17 protein-coding genes are annotated in these 17,429 nt (G+C 39.5%); 14 read left to right on the top strand and 3 right to left on the bottom strand.

Features of this window, described 5'->3' with window-relative positions; translation table 11 throughout:
- Positions 1-24: 24 nt before the first annotated feature.
- The 14 genes from HMPREF2867_RS06495 to metG all read left to right on the top strand — a co-directional run bounded on the left by HMPREF2867_RS06495 (position 25) and on the right by metG (position 14,070).
- Positions 25-648 (top strand): GTP pyrophosphokinase, encoded by a 624-nt coding sequence (locus tag HMPREF2867_RS06495; RefSeq protein WP_070576554.1) that lies wholly within the window; start codon positions 25-27, stop codon positions 646-648.
- Between the two features lies 1 nt (position 649).
- Complete coding sequence (locus HMPREF2867_RS06490; RefSeq protein ID WP_060972076.1) at positions 650-1,327, top strand: response regulator transcription factor; 678 nt, start codon at positions 650-652, stop codon at positions 1,325-1,327.
- Positions 1,328-1,340: 13 nt separating this feature from the next.
- Positions 1,341-2,564, top strand: coding sequence for a sensor histidine kinase (locus tag HMPREF2867_RS06485; protein WP_070576553.1), 1,224 nt, complete (start codon positions 1,341-1,343; stop codon positions 2,562-2,564).
- Positions 2,565-2,800: 236 nt separating this feature from the next.
- Positions 2,801-3,538: a UMP kinase gene (pyrH, locus tag HMPREF2867_RS06480; protein WP_002885551.1), complete on the top strand. Its 738-nt coding sequence runs from the start codon at positions 2,801-2,803 to the stop codon at positions 3,536-3,538.
- 14 nt (positions 3,539-3,552) lie between these two features.
- Positions 3,553-4,110, top strand: coding sequence for a ribosome recycling factor (gene frr, locus HMPREF2867_RS06475; RefSeq protein ID WP_002885567.1), 558 nt, complete (start codon positions 3,553-3,555; stop codon positions 4,108-4,110).
- A gap of 89 nt (positions 4,111-4,199) precedes the next feature.
- Positions 4,200-5,057 carry an RNA-binding virulence regulatory protein CvfB gene (gene cvfB / locus HMPREF2867_RS06470; RefSeq protein ID WP_070576550.1) on the top strand — a complete coding sequence of 286 codons (858 nt, stop codon included), beginning with the start codon at positions 4,200-4,202 and terminating at the stop codon, positions 5,055-5,057.
- Between the two features lie 8 nt (positions 5,058-5,065).
- Positions 5,066-5,281 (top strand): YozE family protein, encoded by a 216-nt coding sequence (locus HMPREF2867_RS06465; RefSeq protein ID WP_002885591.1) that lies wholly within the window; start codon positions 5,066-5,068, stop codon positions 5,279-5,281.
- 238 nt (positions 5,282-5,519) lie between these two features.
- Complete coding sequence (locus tag HMPREF2867_RS06460; protein ID WP_070576547.1) at positions 5,520-6,767, top strand: LysM peptidoglycan-binding domain-containing protein; 1,248 nt, start codon at positions 5,520-5,522, stop codon at positions 6,765-6,767.
- A gap of 79 nt (positions 6,768-6,846) precedes the next feature.
- Positions 6,847-7,911, top strand: a complete 1,065-nt coding sequence (locus tag HMPREF2867_RS06455; RefSeq protein WP_070576544.1) for a PhoH family protein — start codon at positions 6,847-6,849, stop codon at positions 7,909-7,911.
- A 121-nt stretch (positions 7,912-8,032) separates the two neighbouring features.
- Positions 8,033-8,731 (top strand): hypothetical protein, encoded by a 699-nt coding sequence (locus tag HMPREF2867_RS06450; RefSeq protein ID WP_070576537.1) that lies wholly within the window; start codon positions 8,033-8,035, stop codon positions 8,729-8,731.
- A 152-nt stretch (positions 8,732-8,883) separates the two neighbouring features.
- Positions 8,884-9,930 (top strand): hypothetical protein, encoded by a 1,047-nt coding sequence (locus tag HMPREF2867_RS06445; protein WP_037601891.1) that lies wholly within the window; start codon positions 8,884-8,886, stop codon positions 9,928-9,930.
- Positions 9,931-10,060: 130 nt separating this feature from the next.
- On the top strand, positions 10,061-10,939 hold the full coding sequence (locus HMPREF2867_RS06440) for a hypothetical protein (protein ID WP_037601893.1): 879 nt from the start codon (positions 10,061-10,063) through the stop codon (positions 10,937-10,939).
- A gap of 102 nt (positions 10,940-11,041) precedes the next feature.
- On the top strand, positions 11,042-11,911 hold the full coding sequence (locus HMPREF2867_RS06435; RefSeq protein ID WP_070576534.1) for a hypothetical protein: 870 nt from the start codon (positions 11,042-11,044) through the stop codon (positions 11,909-11,911).
- Between the two features lie 155 nt (positions 11,912-12,066).
- Positions 12,067-14,070 (top strand): methionine--tRNA ligase, encoded by a 2,004-nt coding sequence (gene metG, locus HMPREF2867_RS06430; RefSeq protein WP_070576532.1) that lies wholly within the window; start codon positions 12,067-12,069, stop codon positions 14,068-14,070.
- Positions 14,071-14,303: 233 nt separating this feature from the next.
- Here the strand turns inward: metG and HMPREF2867_RS06425 are convergent, their stop codons facing one another.
- The 3 genes from HMPREF2867_RS06425 to HMPREF2867_RS06415 form a co-directional block, all read right to left on the bottom strand.
- Complete coding sequence (locus HMPREF2867_RS06425) at positions 14,304-15,149, bottom strand: aldo/keto reductase (RefSeq protein ID WP_070576530.1); 846 nt, start codon at positions 15,147-15,149, stop codon at positions 14,304-14,306.
- A gap of 10 nt (positions 15,150-15,159) precedes the next feature.
- Positions 15,160-16,056, bottom strand: coding sequence for a LysR family transcriptional regulator (locus HMPREF2867_RS06420; RefSeq protein ID WP_002885507.1), 897 nt, complete (start codon positions 16,054-16,056; stop codon positions 15,160-15,162).
- A gap of 239 nt (positions 16,057-16,295) precedes the next feature.
- Positions 16,296-16,802 carry a CPBP family intramembrane glutamic endopeptidase gene (locus HMPREF2867_RS06415; RefSeq protein WP_247914606.1) on the bottom strand — a complete coding sequence of 169 codons (507 nt, stop codon included), beginning with the start codon at positions 16,800-16,802 and terminating at the stop codon, positions 16,296-16,298.
- Positions 16,803-17,429: the final 627 nt, after the last annotated feature.

The following is a 17,429-nucleotide window of genomic DNA, read 5'->3' as shown; positions in this document are numbered from 1 at the left end:
GAAACGCTATTAGAGGAGGTTTATATGTCAACTCCAAGTATTTATGGGGAATATGCTCAGTGTCTCCCTAAGATTTTACAAGAAATAACAGACCCAATTATTGCGGCTAATATTACTAGCAAAAAAGAAACAGGCTTCAAACTCTATGAACATTTTATTTCACGAATCAAAGAGAGCGATTCTATGCGTGAAAAGTGTCGTCGGAAAAATTTACCTGAAACCAGCCAGTCTGCCCTCAAGGAAATCCGTGACAGTATAGGGATTCGAATTGTTTGTGGCTTTGTCGATGATATTTACAAGACTATCGATGTCATTAAGGCTATCCCTGGTGTTTCTATCTACAACGAGAAAGATTACATTTTAAATGCTAAGCCTAATGGTTATCGTTCATACCATCTCATTTTGGAAGTAGAAACCGAGTTTCCAGATGTCTTAGGAAATGAGAGAGGAACCTATTTTGTTGAGGTTCAGCTTCGGACCATCGCTCAGGATTCGTGGGCCAGTTTGGAGCATCAGATGAAGTACAAGCACGATATCAAGAATCCAGAAATGATTACCCGTGAGCTTAAGCGCTGCGCGGATGAATTAGCTTCATGTGATTTGACCATGCAGACCATCCGTAACTTAATTCAAGAAGGAGGGGACTAGAATGGCTTTGAAAATTCTACTAGCTGAGGATGAGGAAGCTCTTTCTCGAGTTTACAAGGCGGCTCTTGAGCATCAAGGCTATGAGGTGGATCAGGCCTTTAACGGTCAAGAGGCAGTTGACCTAGCCGCACAGAATGCCTATCAAGTAATGATTATGGATATCATGATGCCCATTAAAACAGGTATTGAGGCCCTGAAAGAGATTCGCTCCTCTGGGAATACGACGCATGTCATTATGTTGACGGCCATGGCTGAAGTTGATGATCGTGTAACAGGACTTGACGCTGGGGCAGACGATTACTTGACCAAGCCGATTTCTCTTAAGGAACTTTTGGCTCGTTTGCGCTCGCTAGAGCGTCGTGTTAGTGAGACCTTTACTGCCAAAATTTTGACACTTGGTTCTGTACGTTTGGATCAGGAGGAACAGGAGTTGGTAGCTGGCAACGCCATTAGACTTTCGAGCAGAGAGACCAAGCTAATGGCTCACTTCATGCTCAATCCTGCCAAGAAATTAACGACTGAGCACCTTTTTAAGACCATCTGGGATGATGAGGAAGATGTGGACGAGTCGATTGTCTGGGTCTATATTTCCTATTTGCGTCAGAAATTGCAAGCCATCCAGGCCGATATCAGCATTCTTGGTGAAAAGGGTGGTGACTTTTGCCTTCTTGCCAATTAGAGAGGAGTAGTTCATGTTTAGACGTTTACGACTTCAATTTATTACGATTGCTTCCTTGGCTATTCTCTTTATCTTGGTTTTTACAGTGGGAATCATCAATACTGTGAGGTCCTTTCAAACAGAACAGGAAATTAGTAAGGTTCTCAACACGCTTACAGAAAATAATGGTAGTTTCGGAAAAACTAAAAAAATTGAGACCAATCAAGGGCATGAAATTCCATCGGATAGTTTTCGTTTTTTCAGTGTGACCTTATCTGGTGATAAAGTGGTCAGTCAGGATACCAGCCATACTTCTTTAATAGATGATGAAGAAGCTGTTAGCTATGCACTTGCAGCTAGCCGTATGACGAATACTCTTGGAACAATTAGAGAAAAAAATATCAATCTGAGTTATCAGGTTAGCAAAGTCAGCAAAAATAAGATTCTTGTGGTCTTCCTGGACACGACCTCTTATTACAATTCTTCCCAAGCCTTGCTCAGTCTTTCTATCCTCTTATCAATGTTTGGGTTTATCTTTTTTGTCGTCATTGTCAGTGCCTTATCAGGAATCGTCATTCGTCCCTTCATTCGAAACTACGAAAAGCAGCGACGTTTTATTACCAATGCTAGTCATGAATTAAAGACACCATTGGCCATTATTTCTGCCAATACGGAGCTACAGGAACTCATGACAGGGGAGAATGAATGGACCAAGTCAACTAATGACCAGGTGGCACGTTTGACCAATCTAATCAATTCTCTTGTGGCTCTATCTCGTCTGGAAGAGCAGCCGGACATTGTTCTTCAAGATGTGGATTTTTCCTATATTACAGAGGATGCAGCCGAGGACTTTAAGGGACCTGTCGTCCGAGATGGCAAATCCTTCGTTATGGATATCGCCCCAGATATCCATGTAAAGGCTGAGGAGAAGTCTCTCTTTGAACTTGTAACTCTCCTTGTGGATAATGCTAACAAGTATTGTGATCCAGAAGGGACAGTTACGGTAAGACTTCGTCAGATTGGAAGAACGCGAAAACGGGCTCGTTTAGAAGTGTCAAACACCTATAAAGAAGGTAAGGCTGTTGACTATAGCAAGTTTTTTGAGCGTTTTTATCGTATTGAAGAATCCCATAATAACAAAGAACACAAAGGTTTTGGCATTGGCCTTTCCATGGCTCAAAGTATGGTCAAATTATTTAAGGGGCGTATCTTTGCCTCTTATAAAAATGACACCATCACCTTTACAGTTATCTTGTAAGGATATTTTTTAAATATTTGACTAGGTGAAAACCCTAATTTATGATAAAATAGTAAGGATGAAGATTTAGTGTTTTCTTTGCAAAAAAAGAGAACATTTTCCTATCCTAATCATAAAAAGGAGTTGCTTGAATAAGCCCCTTAACCACCTTAAAAGGATGGTAATTGACGACTTAGGAAAGATGAATCTCAGCTAAGAATTAAATCATAAAACAAAATAGTTAATAGGGAGAAATCATGGCAGAACCAAAATACAAACGTGTCCTCATTAAGCTTTCAGGTGAAGCTCTAGCTGGTGAACGAGGTGTTGGGATTGATCTTCCAACTGTCCAAGCTATGGCTAAAGAAATTGCTGAGGTAGCGGATTCAGGTATTCAAATTGCTCTAGTTATCGGTGGTGGTAACCTTTGGCGTGGGGAACCTGCAGCTGAAGCAGGAATGGATCGTGTTCAAGCAGACTATACTGGTATGCTTGGAACAACTATGAATGCCCTTGTTATGGCAGATAGTTTGAAACAACTCGGTGTTGATACACGTGTTCAGACAGCGATTGATATGAAATCTGTGGCAGAGCCTTATATTCGTGGTCGTGCCCTTCGTCACCTTGAAAAAGGTCGTATTGTTATCTTTGCAGCAGGTATTGGTTCGCCATACTTCTCAACAGATACAACAGCGGCTCTTCGTGCAGCTGAAATTGAAGCTGATGCTATTCTTATGGCTAAAAACGGCGTTGATGGTGTCTACAATGACGACCCTCGTAAAAACGCTGATGCTGTCAAATTTGATGAATTGACACACGTGGAAGTTATCAAACGTGGTTTGAAAATTATGGATGCCACAGCTTCTACCCTTTCAATGGATAATGACATTGACCTTGTTGTCTTCAACATGAACGAACCAGGAAACATCAAACGTGTTATCTTTGGTGAGCAAATTGGAACAACCGTATCTAACAAAGCAGAATCACACAAGTAAGAAAGAGAGAATTTATGACAAACGCAATTATTGAAAAAGCAAAAGAACGTTTCGCCCACTCACACGAGTCATTGGCCCGTGAATTTGGCTCTATCCGTGCAGGTCGTGCCAATGCCTCACTTCTTGACCGTATCACTGTAGAATACTATGGTGCTCCAACACCACTTAACCAATTGGCTTCAATCACGGTTCCTGAAGCACGTGTCCTTTTGATTTCACCATTTGATAAAGGTTCAATTGCTGATATCGAACGTGCGATCAATGAATCTGACCTTGGAATCAACCCAGCTAATGATGGTTCTGTTGTGCGCTTGGTTATCCCAGCACTTACAGAAGAAACACGTAAAGAGTTGGCTAAAGAAGTGAAAAAAGTCGGCGAAAATGCTAAAATCGCTATCCGTAACATCCGCCGTGACGCTATGGATGAAGCTAAGAAGCAAGAAAAAGACAAAGAAATCACAGAAGATCAATTAAAAGCTTTGGAAAAAGATATCCAAAAAGCAACTGATGACGCTGTTAAGAAGATTGACAGCATGACAGCAGAAAAGGAAAAAGAACTCCTTACTGTTTAATCAATAGAAAAATAAGGAGAGTGGGACAGAAGCAAAAGAGCATGGACTATGTTAGCTTCCTTGTCCGACTCTCTTTTTAGAGGAAAAAGATGAATACATTACTTGGAACGATCATTACTGCCCTAGTAACTGATGAAAATGATAAATTTTACTTTGTACAAAAGGACGGTGTGACTTTTGCTTTATCTAAAGAAGAAGGAGAACACGCTATTGGTGACATGGTGACAGGCTTCGCCTATACAGATAGCAAGCAAAAATCACGTCTAACACAAAAGGAAATCAAGGCAACTCGTGATTCTTATGATTGGGGAGAGGTCACTGAAGTCCGTAAGGATTTGGGTGTCTTTGTAGACGTAGGAATTCCAGATAAGGAGATTGTTGTCTCTCTCGATGTTTTGCCAGAACTCAAAGAGCTTTGGCCTAAGAAGGGGGATAAACTCTTCATCAAACTCGATGTTGACAAAAAAGACCGTATTTGGGGACTTCCTGCCGAACCTGAGGTCTTTCAACGTATGGCTGGACCTGCTTATGATAATATGCAAAACCAAAAATGGCCAGCTATTGCCTACCGTCTCAAATTGTCAGGAACTTTTGTTTATTTGCCAGAGAATAACATGCTTGGTTTCATCCATCCATCAGAACGTTATGCAGAGCCACGTTTAGGTCAGGTCCTTGAAGCGCGTGTGATTGGGTTCAGAGAAGTTGACCGAACCCTCAATCTTTCTCTTAAGCCACGTTCTTTTGAAATGCTTGAAAATGATGCTCAGATGATTTTGACCTATTTAGAGAGCAATGGTGGCTTTATGACACTTAATGACAAGTCATCACCAGCAGATATCAAGGCAACCTTCGGTATTTCTAAGGGTCAATTTAAGAAGGCTCTAGGTGGTCTAATGAAGGCAAAAAAAATCAAACAAGATCAGTTTGGAACAGAATTAATCGGTTAGGAGAAGGCATGAGAAAATCCTTTTATACTTGGCTGATGGCCCAGCGTAATCCCAAATCCAATGAACCAGTAGCAATCTTGGCTGATTTGGCTTTTGAAGATTCAACCTTCCCGAAGCATACTGATGACTTTGAAGAAGTCAGTCGTTACTTGGAAGATCAAGCTAGCTTTTCCTTTAATCTAGGGCAGTTTGACCAGATTTGGGAAGATTATCTAGCCCATTAATAGTGACTAAGTTTACGATAAGCATAATGACTTTTAGCATTTTCTTTAAAAAGTAATTACCATTTGAAATGGGATGAATTGTTACATTTTTTTACAAATATATCAGATGTTTTTCAATAAATTAGGCTTGTTACAACTAGTTAGTAATTGCTTTAAAGAGCAGTAAATCATAACTTTTTTGATGGAAAGTGTGGTATTATTGTAGATGTTAAAATTGTTAAAAAGGAATGAATTATACATGTTATCAAAATCTAAAACAACAAAGGCTCTTCTATACTCGACCGCAGCACTTTCACTTTTTGCTGCAAGTCACGTACATGCCGATGAAACTTCAAACTGGGCAGCACGTTCAGTAGATCAAATCAAAGCAGATATCGCTGTAAGTGATAACCAACAAACTTATACAGTTCAATACGGTGATACTTTGGGAAGTATCGCTGAAGCAATGGGTATCAATGTGAACGTTTTGGCTAACATCAATCAAATTACAAACATTGATTTGATTTACCCTGGAACAGTCTTGACAGCAACTTACAATTCTGATAATCAAGCAGTCTCTGTTAAAGTTGAAACTCCAGCTTCAGAAACATCAACCACACCTGTAGTTGCAGAAGCTAATTTGACAACTAACGAAGTGACTGTAAACGGTCAATCTGTAGTTGCGGCGGACTTGACGGCTCCAGTTGAAACAGTAAGCACAACAGCTACTCAAGCACCTGCTACAGAAGAATCAACTCAAGCTGTTTCAGAAGTAACAGAAGCTATCGCATCAGCATCAGAAGCACCAGCATACGCAGAAACTGAACAACCAGTTGCTGATGCTATTGATCATGTAACTGCGTCAGCAGAAGCTACACCTGATGCAGAAACTACTCCAGCTGCTGCAACACCAGAACAACCTGAAGTAAAAGAAGAAGCACCAGCAGCAACATCAGAAGCGTCTTCAGAAGCACCAGCAACTTCAGAGGCACCAGCAGAACAACCAGCTGCAGAGCCAGCAGCAACATCAGAAGCTGCTTCAGAGGCACCAGCGGCTTCAGAGGCGCCAGCAGAACAGCCAGCGGTAGAACCAGCAGCAACATCAGAAGTAGCATCAGAAGCACCAGCGGCACAACCTGCATCAACAAATACACTTCCAACGGATCCACACCTTCAACCACAAGCTGAAGCTTTCCGTCAAGATGTAGCAGCACAATTCGGTCTTACTGATATCGGTGGTTACCGTGAAGGTGACCCACAAGACCATGGTCAAGGACTTGCCGTTGACGTTATGGTACCAGTTGGTTCAGAAGTTGGTAATCAAGTCGCACAATATGCTGTAGACAATATCTCAAATGCAGGTATTTCATACATCATCTACAGACAACAATTCTACGCACCAGTAGATAATATCTACGGACCAGCCAACACTTGGAACCAAATGCCTGACCGTGGTAGCGTTACTGAAAACCACTATGACCACGTTCACGTATCATTCAACGCATAATTAAGAATTACAAAAAGTCACGCCTGGCGTGATTTTTTTGATATAATGGAGAAAAAGACGAAAGAAAGAGGAACTCTATTTGCAAGAGTATTCTGTTGAAATTACCCTAAATCACCCAGATGATGTCTTGTCACTTTTTGGGACCAATGAGCGCCATCTAAAACTTATCGAAGAAAACCTAAATGTTATCATTCATGCTCGAACAGAGCGTGTGCAAATCCTTGGAGATGACGAAGAAAGTGTCAAATTGGCCCGCTTGACCATTCAAGCCCTCCTTGTTTTAGTGGAGCGAGGGATGTTAGTTAACACTTCAGATGTTGTCGCAGCCTTGACCATGGCTCAAGATGGTTCGATTGATAAGTTTGTTGCTTTATATGAAGAAGAGATTATCAAGGACAATAGTGGTAAGCCTATCCGAGTGAAGACTTTAGGACAAAAGGTCTATGTTGATAGCATTAAAAATCATGATGTGGTCTTTGGGATTGGTCCAGCCGGTACAGGGAAGACCTTTTTAGCGGTTACCCTTGCAGTTACAGCTCTTAAACGTGGTCAAGTTAAACGTATTGTTCTAACACGTCCGGCGGTTGAGGCAGGTGAAAGTCTTGGCTTTTTGCCTGGCGATCTCAAGGAAAAGGTAGATCCTTACCTTCGTCCAGTTTATGATGCCCTCTATCAAATTCTTGGCAAAGAGCAAACGACTCGCCTAATGGAACGTGAAATTATTGAGATTGCCCCTCTTGCTTATATGCGTGGTCGTACCCTCGAAGATGCCTTTGTTATCCTTGATGAAGCGCAAAATACAACCATCATGCAGATGAAGATGTTCTTGACTCGTCTTGGGTTTAATTCTAAGATGATTGTCAATGGAGATATGAGCCAGATTGACCTTCCACGTCGTGTTAAATCTGGTCTTGTCGATGCCATGGAGAAATTGAAGGGAATCAAGGCTATTGATTTTGTTCATTTCTCTGCCAGTGATGTCGTACGTCACCCAGTTGTTGCCGATATCATTAATGCTTATGAAAAAGATGCACCTAAGTTTGATCTTGAGAAAAAATCAGAAGAATCAGACCAGGCTAAAGAAGTAGTATCAGGATTGACCGAATACCCAGTCATTGGTGCTGAGGATGTTAAAAGTAAATAGATGAAAAGAGGTTTGAGAGTAAGTGTTCTCCCCCTCTTTTTCTTTGATAGTCAAGTCACAGATTTCCTCTCTATTTTTGGTAAAATAGTATTGAAGAATAGGCCAAAATGGGGGGAGAAGTATGACTAAGGCAAAAAAATGGAAGATTGCTCTTATTTCGGTTCTTGGCCTTGTGGCAGTAGTCTTAATAGCCATTATAGAGGGAAGGTTTTGGAAGTATCAAGAGAACTATATTCCAGATGGTACCTATCAGATGGTAAAATATGAGGCTAAATCAGCATATTCCAATGAATTGATAAATTGGACTAAGCGGGGAGAGAATAATGATAGTTTATATGAGGATTTTATAGTTGTTGAGAATATGAAATCTCAATTTTATTATGTTTTTGTGGGGGATGGGGAACCTTTTGTCTCACCATTTGAGCACGATGAAAAGCTTCCACAGACTTTTGACCCACATACTGGGACTTTGAAACAGGATCTAACAGTCTCTGAATATAAAGCTCTAGTGATTTCTCATATTGATAAGATTTCTAAAAAGGGAGAGGAGTACTCAAACGTAAAGGAAGTATCTGTCCAAAGGTGTGTAGACGATTATAAAAAAATGTTGAAGCAAAAAAGAACTTATGAAAAGCGACCTAATGGTCTCGTTCTGACTGTTTATGCTGATGATGGACATATTGAGTCGCGTAGAACTTTTAAACGATTGAGCTCAGAGGAAGCCAAAGAGGTCAAAAGTGGTTATGATTGGGATTATGAGTATTCCTTGAAGTATTATAATTATTCAAGGCATGATGGGGATTATCTCATCTGGCGTTGAACTACTTACCGACCAAGTACCTCTTTACTATCGAGAATCATAGCCAAATGTTTTATTAAAAAAACTTACAGTCTTTATGATAATTGTCAAATACTATTTCACCATTTATTTTGGTACAATAGAACAGTAGACCAATAAAAAAGGAGATTATTATGAACCAGCAAGAGTGGATTGAGTACTTTGAATTAGTCAACGGTCGTAAACCAACTCCCGAAGAGTTATCTCAAGCTCAAGCAGCAGGCGAGTTTATCCTTGAACGACCTAATATTTTTAGCTCAAATGGACAAGTGACGGAGCAAAGACCGATTAAACCAGCTGAACCTGTAATTGCTATGACGCAACAGCCTCAGTTTGCCCAAGCAACAGCAACCTTCCAACAAGTAGTACCCCCTAAAAAAGGTATGTCTAAGAAAACTAAGATTATTTTGGCATCAGTCTTAGGTTCCTTGGCAGCGATTTTACTTATCGTTGGAGGCTATTCACTATGGCGCTACCAATCAGGTAAGATTGCGGATGGAACATATGAGGTAGTGGCCTATTCTTATCGTGATGAAGATAAAGATAAGATGGTAAATGCTTTCGATGAATTTGATGATGTCTACTCCTTTGTAGAAGTAAAAAATAATAGATCTAGATACTATTCTTATCTCGAGGACAATAAATCACCTTATGTTAGCTTGTTAGAGTATGAACATGAAATCCCTCAGCAGTTCGATCCATGGAATAAAACTCAGACAGAAGTTTTAACAGTTGAAGAGCTTGAATCTACAGTCAAAGACTTCATGAAAGATATGTCTAAGGATTATTCTTTTTACACTAAAGACGCTACAAAAGAAGCCGTTAAAGAATCTGTAAAATCTTACAAGAAATCTCTCAAAGAAAAACGAACTTACGTCAAAAAAGGTAACGAGTATACGCTATCTACTTATGACAAGGATGGAGAGCTTCAATCCCGTGTTACTTTTAAGCGTATGAGTAAGGGGGATGCTGAAGAGCGTTGGGATGATTATAAGGATGCAATTAAAGATTATAAGAAAGAATTGAAGACTTATAGTGATCAGTACGACGAGTATAAGGATTACTTTAATTATGGTTATGGAGGTGACTACGGTTATGGTTACAGCGATGACTATGGTAGTGGTTCTAAATCAGGCTCTGACGATAGTAAAAGCAGCAAAAGAGGCATTGATAAAATTTAATCAGCCAATGATGTAAATGAGCAAAGTGGTACAAGAAGGAGAGCTAAAACTCCATCTTGGTACCGCTTTTCTTTTTATGAAAATAGTCAAATAGCTTTGGAGTCTTTTTTCTGGTAGAATGGAAATATCAATGAAAAAGGGGACTTTTATGAACGAAAAAGAGTGGTTAGATTATTTCGAAACAATCAATAATCGTAAGCCGACAGAGGAAGAAATCCAACAAGCAAAAGCTAATGGGGAATTTATTTCTCAAGAGTCTAAGGACGAGGGTGTTAATCCTCAACAATCTCAGTTGAGTGATCAAGTGACACAAGCCGTTTCACAAGTTGCTCCTGCTAAGACAGGCTTGTCTAAGAAAGCTAAAATTATTATTGCTTCTGTGGTGGGAGCGATTGTCCTAGTGGCACTTTCATTTGGTGGCTATGCGTTTATGCACCTGCAAGGTGGTAAAATACCTGAAGGAACCTATCTACTTGAAACTTATCGCTTTTACCATAAAGATAAGAAGAAAATGGTTGATGGTATGGAATCTTTCAAGGAAAGTGGCCTAGAGGCTCATGATTTTGTTAAAGTCAAAGGGAACAATGTTAAATTTTATTTTTATACCTTAGCTGGCGGGAACAATCTGGTTGACTTTACAGACTATGATACTGACGAAGCATACCGTCCAGATGCTTGGTCTAGAACGCTTAAACCAAACATGTCACTATCTGAATATACGAAAGTCATTGACCAGGCAGTAGATAATCAATACAAAATAAGTGAATATCGAACTAAGGCTGATAACGATGAAAGTAAAAAGATTTACGTTAAATCCTACAAAGAATCTCTCGAAGAAACCGTTCGATACAAGGTTAAGGGTGATAAATTAATCGTCACAACTTATAATAAGAAAGGTAAACTTACAGAAGAAAGAAGCTTCAAACGCCTATCAGAGGATGACGTGAAGAAATTAGATTATGACTATGAACGTGATGTTAGAGCTGATAAAAAGCGCTTTCAAAACTAGTAATGTTTAAAACCAGCCTAGCTGGTTTTTTCTTTTATGAAAAGCGTTTAAGAAGGTATTTTTCTGGTAAAATGAAAGTAGAAATGGGAAGGGGGTACTATCATGAATGAAAAAGAGTGGTTAGACTATTTCGAAATAATCAATAATCGACAACCGACAGTGGAAGAAATCCAACAGGCTAAATCTAGTGGCGATTTTATTTCTCAAGGGCCTAAGGTAGAGAAAGTCAAGCCACAAGTTCAACTCAGAGAACAGGTGACACAACCAGTTTCACAAGTTAGGACTCCTAAAACAGGATTGTCTAAGAAGGCAAAAATCATAATAGTTTCTCTAGTTGGGACAATCCTTCTAGTGGCACTTTCCTTAGGTTCTTACGCCTTTATACACCTGCAAAGAGGTAAAATTCCTGAGGGAACCTATCTAATTGAATCTCACTATTATTATGACAAAGATGAGAAAGAGATGGTTGATGTTTTAGAGTATAATGAATCCATCGATATATATGTTCGAGACTTTGTTAAAGTAAGAGGCAATCATTTAAAAACATGTGATTATTTTTTAAGTAATGGCGAAGGCTATGTTTATAAGATAGATTATATGACTGGTTATAATTTCGACTGTGACGCTTGGTCAAGGAGTCTTAAGCATACTTGGACACTTTCAGAATATGAAGATATGGTTGGTAAGCTTCTAAGAAAATACTATAAGGGTGCTCCTCTTAAAACTGAGTCTGGAATTGAGAGAGACATAAAAGAGTATAGAAAAAGGTATAAATCAGAGTTGAAAAGGACTTATCGTTATAAGTTAATAGGAGACAGACTAACAATTATTAGCTATGATGGAGATGGGGAAATTCATTCTGTGCGGACCTTCAAACGCTTGTCCAAAGCAAAAGAGGAAAAATTACAATCTGACTATGATAAATTCTCTAAGAAGGATAGGGAGTTGAAAAGGTTAATATTAAGCTTTTAAGTTGCGAATGTCATTCAAAGTGAATCTTATGTTCCTCGCAAATTAATATTATTTAAAACCAGCTAGTCTGGTTTTTTTAGTGTCCAAAACGTGCTATAATAAGATGTTATATCATCAGTGTTAGCCCATTTGTTAACACATGAAAGGAAATTAAAATGACAAAAACATTCTACATCACAACACCTATTTACTACCCATCTGGTAAATTGCATATTGGTTCTGCCTATACAACCATTGCTTGTGACGTCTTGGCACGTTACAAACGTATGATGAACTATGATGTCTTCTATCTTACTGGGCTTGATGAACATGGCCAAAAGATTCAACAAAAAGCTGAAGAAGCAGGCATCACACCACAAGAGTATGTGGATGGTATGGCTGTTGGTGTTAAGGACCTCTGGCAACTTTTGGATATCTCATACGATAAATTCATCCGTACGACTGATGATTACCATGAAAAAGTTATTGCTCAAGTTTTCGAGCGTCTCTTGGAACAAGGAGATATCTATCTTGGTGAATACTCTGGTTGGTACTCAGTTTCAGACGAAGAATTCTTCACTGAAAGCCAGTTGGTAGAAGTTTACCGTGATGATCAAGGTAATGTCATTGGTGGGGTAGCTCCATCAGGACATGAGGTAGAGCTTGTTTCTGAAGAATCCTATTTCTTTAAACTCAGCAACTACGCAGACCGTTTGACTGCCTTCTTTAAAGAACACCCAGAATTTATCCAACCTGATGGTCGTATGAATGAAATGCTTAAAAACTTCATCGAGCCAGGCTTGGAAGATTTGGCTGTGTCACGTACAACCTTCACTTGGGGAGTAAAAGTACCGTCAGATCCAAAACACGTGGTTTATGTGTGGATTGATGCTCTTATCAACTATATTACTGCCCTTGGTTATGGTCAGGATGAGCATGGTAACTTTGATTTGTTCTGGCAAAATGATGAAAACCACGAAATTATCCACATGATTGGTAAGGATATTCTTCGTTTCCACTCAATCTACTGGCCAATCATCCTTATGGCTCTTGATTTGCCATTGCCTACACGTCTTGTTGCCCACGGTTGGTTCGTCATGAAAGACGGTAAGATGTCTAAGTCTAAAGGAAACGTGATCTATCCAGAAATGTTGGTAGAGCGTTTTGGTCTTGATCCACTCCGTTACTACCTCATGCGTAGTTTGCCAGTCGGTTCAGATGGTACCTTCACACCAGAAGACTATGTGGCCCGTATCAACTACGAGTTGGCTAATGACCTGGGGAACCTCCTCAACCGTACAGTTGCCATGATTAACAAGTATTTCGGTGGTCAAGTGCCTGCCTATGTTGAGAACGTTACAGACTTTGATGCTGATTTGGCTAAGGTTGTGGCTGAAAATATTGAAGAATTCCACAAACAAATGAATGCTGTAGATTTCCCACGTGCCTTGGACGCCGTTTGGAACATCATTTCACGTACCAATAAGTATATCGATGAAACAGCTCCTTGGGTACTTGCCAAAGAAGATAGTAACAAGGAACAATTGGCAGCTGTTATGGCTCACTTGGCTGCTAGTCTTCGTGTGGTAGCCCACCTCATCCAACCATTCATGATGACAACTTCAAATGCCATTATGGAACAACTTGGTTTGCCAGTAGCATTTGACCTTGAAAATCTTGAACTTTCAGGCTTCCCAGAAAATGTGACAGTCGTTTCAAAAGGAACTCCAATCTTCCCACGTCTTGACATGGACGAAGAAATTGCCTACATCCAATCTCAAATGAACGCAGGCAAACCTCAAGAGAAAGAATGGAACCCAGAAGAGGTCGAACTTAAGTCTGAAAAAGACCAAATCAAATTTGACGACTTTGACAAGGTTGAAATCCGTGTTGCTGAAGTTAAAGAAGTGGAAAAAGTCGAAGGTTCAGACAAATTGCTTCGCTTCCGTCTTGACGCTGGCGACGGAGAAGACCGCCAAATCCTCTCAGGTATCGCTAAATTCTATCCAAACGAACAAGAATTGGTCGGCAAAAAACTTCAAGTCGTGGCTAACCTCAAACCACGTAAGATGATGAAAAAATATGTCAGCCAAGGTATGATTCTTTCCGCAGAACATGACGGCAAACTCACTGTCTTGACAGTAGATCCATCTGTTCCAAACGGAAGTGTGATTGGGTAAAATATTATATAAAAACAGTTTTTCAATTCGTAGAATTGCTAAACTGTTTTTTACTAAACTTCGGTTGTGAGTAAAGCGCTTGAAAGACATCTAAGTCTAGCACTTAGGAGTTCTGATTCCTTAAAACTGAAAATTATTTACTGGAGAATATCACCTAAGCTCCGTCACTACTTAAAGAAAGCCACAAGAGGAGCTAGAGTATAAGAAAAACGAGTTCAGTCGAACTCGTTTTCTTATACACTATATTTCAATAAATGCTTAATGCGTTCCACACTTTCATCAGGACCATAAGCATTTGGGTATCGGTCCAGTCTACTAATAGCATCAAGATCTGCTTGGTCTAAGTGGAAGTCAAAACTATTAAAGTTTTCCTTCATCCGTTCGATATGGGTACTTTTAGGAATGGTCAGAATGCCTTGTTGGGTTTGCCATCTGAGGATGACCTGAGCAACTGTCTTGCCATGTTTGTCAGCGATAGCAGTCAGAGTTGAGTCCTGAAAAATACCATCCTCTCCTCTGTGAAAAGGGGCCCAGGCTTGTGTTAGGGTACCGAATTTCTTATCAGCTTTCTGAATCAGTTTGTGTTGTTTATAGGGATGCAACTCGATTTGATTGACTGCTGGAATAACAGGTGTTTGCAAGGCAAAATCTGCCAAACGTCCTGTTGAGAAGTTAGAAACCCCAATGACTCTAATAAGTCCTTCATGCTGAAGCTCAATCATAGCACGCCAGGCACCATGTAAGTCGCCAAAAGGTTGATGAATCAAATATAAATCAAGATAGTCAGTATCTAGTTTGCGAAGTGTTTCTTTTAGGGCTAATTTGGTATCTTCGTAGCCGAGCTGGCTAATCCAGGCTTTACTAGTCAAGAAAATATCCTCTCGAGGGATACCAGATGACTTAATGGCACGTCCAACAGCCTCCTCATTTCGATAAAGACTAGCAGTATCAATTAATCGATAGCCTACAGAAAGAGCGTCTTCAACGGCTTTTTGACATTCCTTTTGATCGAAAATTTGCCAGACACCAAAACCAAGCACGGGTATTTTGATGCCATTGTTAAGTGTTTGAAATTCCATTTTCTTCTCCTTAGTGGTGGGGTAGTAAGCTATCCTGAATTTCCTCGATAAATGCTTGAATAATTGCGGATTGTTTCTGTTTATTATTTGTCACAAACCCCAAGGTGTGCTTGGGACTGTTCTTCAGTGGAAGTAAAACAATTTGGTCCTTAATGAAACTATTAACAATACCGAGGCCAGAAGCGTAACTATCTGAGGCACAGAGCAAATTCATGACACTGCCTCGGTCATTACTGTAAATCACTTGTTGGTCAGGCAGAACCTCGAGAGGATCTTCGTCAAAATGAATTCCAGAGCTTTCTTGACGAAAGCGGACCTGTGGGTATCCCTCTAAATCTTTGAGGTTGAGGGATTTTTTGTGAGCTAGGGGATGTTGGCGACCTAAGAAAATCTTGGTTTCAAACTCTCCAAGTGGGGTAAAAGTTAAATCCATGTGTTGGAAACTGCGTTCTAGGATATGGTCGTTATCTTCATCTAGATAAATAATCCCCAGATCACTTTCGAAGCTTTCAACGCTTTTGAGAATCTTCCTAGTTGTTGTTTCAATCAGTTGAAATTCTTGATAATCACTACGAAAACGTTGGGCAATGTGAGCCATGGGAAGTGACAAGAAATCGTAGTGGTGACTGGCAACAGTGAATGATTTCTTAAAGGATTTGCGATAGCGTCCTTCTAGTAGATCTAGCTCTCCAAGAATACGTTTGGCGTATTTGAGAAAATCATGACCGTCATCAGTTAGTTTAGCTCCTGTATTGGAACGTTCAAAGAGTTGGACTCCAAGTTCTTCCTCTAAATCACGGATGGATGCTGAGAGATTAGGTTGAGTCAAAAAGAGTTTTTTAGCAGCCTTACTAAAAGACCCTGTTTCAGCGATAGTCTGAACATAGCGACATTGTTGAAAATTCATAAGCATCCCCTTTAAAAAAATATGATTGTAGGTCATATTATAACAAAATGAGAAGTCTAAAATCAGCAAAATTCTGATAGGAATAGATGAAGACCTGATATGAAATTTCTATGATTAAATCGTTTTTGGAGTAATAATGGAAATTGAGATAAGTTGTAAGAATGTGGTGCTGATAAATGAAAAACTGCATCCCCAGGTTAGACACCAAAAATCTAACTTGTGGGATGCAGTTTGAAATATTAGTCATTAAGATATCTAATGGCTTTCAATTTTTTAGGACGAATAAGGAAGAGTCCTAGGGCAATTAAAGGTAGCCAGAAAATGAAATGCCAGATACTTGTAGCTGGTGCAGCCTGTGTTGATTGCGAGAGAAGGACACTGGCAAAATCAACCAAACAGTGCAGAATAATAGTCCACCAGAGGCTACCAGTACGTAGGTAAATAGCAGCAAAGAATATGCCTATAGCTGTCGCATAATAAACCTGGAACAAGGTAGCGTTCAAGGGCTGGTGAGTGAGGTTTCCAAGATGGGCTAGTCCAAAAATTATGGCAGATAAGAAAACGACTCCTAAAACCTGTTTTGAAGATCTAATACCATCTTGGAAGGCGAGTTTAAGGAAAAGTCCACGAAAAAAATATTCCTCAAAAAACCCGGCTCCTAAGGCAATAACCAAGGCAGTTCCTATCATGTGAGGTGCTTTACTGATCCCAAAAGCAACCGCAGAAACATAGAAGAAATCTGCCAAAAGAAGAAACCAACAAACCCCTAAGGTTTCAGACCAACTTATCTTTTTAGTCGATTTGATCTTTAATCCAAGGCGTCTCTGTACGAGGAAATAGTATAGACACATAAGGCCAAGCGTTTTAATGAGATAACCTATATTCTCAGGCAGAGGCCTAAGAAGCAAACGCAGTACAAGGTTCGCTAAAATAAAACTAACCCCAAGAAGAATCAGCAATCTCATTTCTTTTTTTGTCATTGAAAAGTCCCCCAACTTTCTTAACATTTTTTTCAAGCGTACTACGAAAAACGCTTAAAGTCAAGGTCTTGAAGGTGTTTTTTATGTGTTTTTAGTAATGAAGAGGTCACTTCATGATAATCCGAATATAGTAGAATACATATGCTATCTTAGAAACAGTCCTTTATGAGAAAAAAATGAACGGCTGTAAGAAAGTAATAAGTGAAAACTCTGTGATTCCCTTACGAATTACAATTAATTGTAAAGAAATGATTGAATTATAACAAAAGTGTGTCAAATTTTAAAAACGTGTAGCAAATATATAATATTTTTTTCAGAAAACTATTGCCAAATTTTGAAAATCACGGTAGTATATTAAACGGTGAAGAAAATAGGTTAATAAAATGTTAACCA

It is taken from the genome of Streptococcus sp. HMSC064H09, assembly GCF_001812625.1.
Taxonomy (GTDB): domain Bacteria; phylum Bacillota; class Bacilli; order Lactobacillales; family Streptococcaceae; genus Streptococcus.
The sequence above is the reverse complement of the archived record's forward strand: the minus strand, read 5'-3'. Positions and strand labels throughout refer to the sequence as shown.

Bases quoted from the DNA above. Each gene is read 5' to 3' on its own strand.
- HMPREF2867_RS06495 (WP_070576554.1), top strand. From the start codon at position 25: ATGTCAACTCCAAGTATTTATGGGGAATATGCTCAGTGTCTCCCTAAG.
- HMPREF2867_RS06490 (WP_060972076.1), top strand. From the start codon at position 650: ATGGCTTTGAAAATTCTACTAGCTGAGGATGAGGAAGCTCTTTCTCGA.
- HMPREF2867_RS06485 (WP_070576553.1), top strand. From the start codon at position 1,341: ATGTTTAGACGTTTACGACTTCAATTTATTACGATTGCTTCCTTGGCT.
- pyrH (WP_002885551.1), top strand. From the start codon at position 2,801: ATGGCAGAACCAAAATACAAACGTGTCCTCATTAAGCTTTCAGGTGAA.
- frr (WP_002885567.1), top strand. From the start codon at position 3,553: ATGACAAACGCAATTATTGAAAAAGCAAAAGAACGTTTCGCCCACTCA.
- cvfB (WP_070576550.1), top strand. From the start codon at position 4,200: ATGAATACATTACTTGGAACGATCATTACTGCCCTAGTAACTGATGAA.
- HMPREF2867_RS06465 (WP_002885591.1), top strand. From the start codon at position 5,066: ATGAGAAAATCCTTTTATACTTGGCTGATGGCCCAGCGTAATCCCAAA.
- HMPREF2867_RS06460 (WP_070576547.1), top strand. From the start codon at position 5,520: ATGTTATCAAAATCTAAAACAACAAAGGCTCTTCTATACTCGACCGCA.
- HMPREF2867_RS06450 (WP_070576537.1), top strand. From the start codon at position 8,033: ATGACTAAGGCAAAAAAATGGAAGATTGCTCTTATTTCGGTTCTTGGC.
- HMPREF2867_RS06445 (WP_037601891.1), top strand. From the start codon at position 8,884: ATGAACCAGCAAGAGTGGATTGAGTACTTTGAATTAGTCAACGGTCGT.
- HMPREF2867_RS06440 (WP_037601893.1), top strand. From the start codon at position 10,061: ATGAAAAAGGGGACTTTTATGAACGAAAAAGAGTGGTTAGATTATTTC.
- HMPREF2867_RS06435 (WP_070576534.1), top strand. From the start codon at position 11,042: ATGAATGAAAAAGAGTGGTTAGACTATTTCGAAATAATCAATAATCGA.
- metG (WP_070576532.1), top strand. From the start codon at position 12,067: ATGACAAAAACATTCTACATCACAACACCTATTTACTACCCATCTGGT.
- HMPREF2867_RS06425 (WP_070576530.1), bottom strand. From the start codon at position 15,149: ATGGAATTTCAAACACTTAACAATGGCATCAAAATACCCGTGCTTGGT.
- HMPREF2867_RS06420 (WP_002885507.1), bottom strand. From the start codon at position 16,056: ATGAATTTTCAACAATGTCGCTATGTTCAGACTATCGCTGAAACAGGG.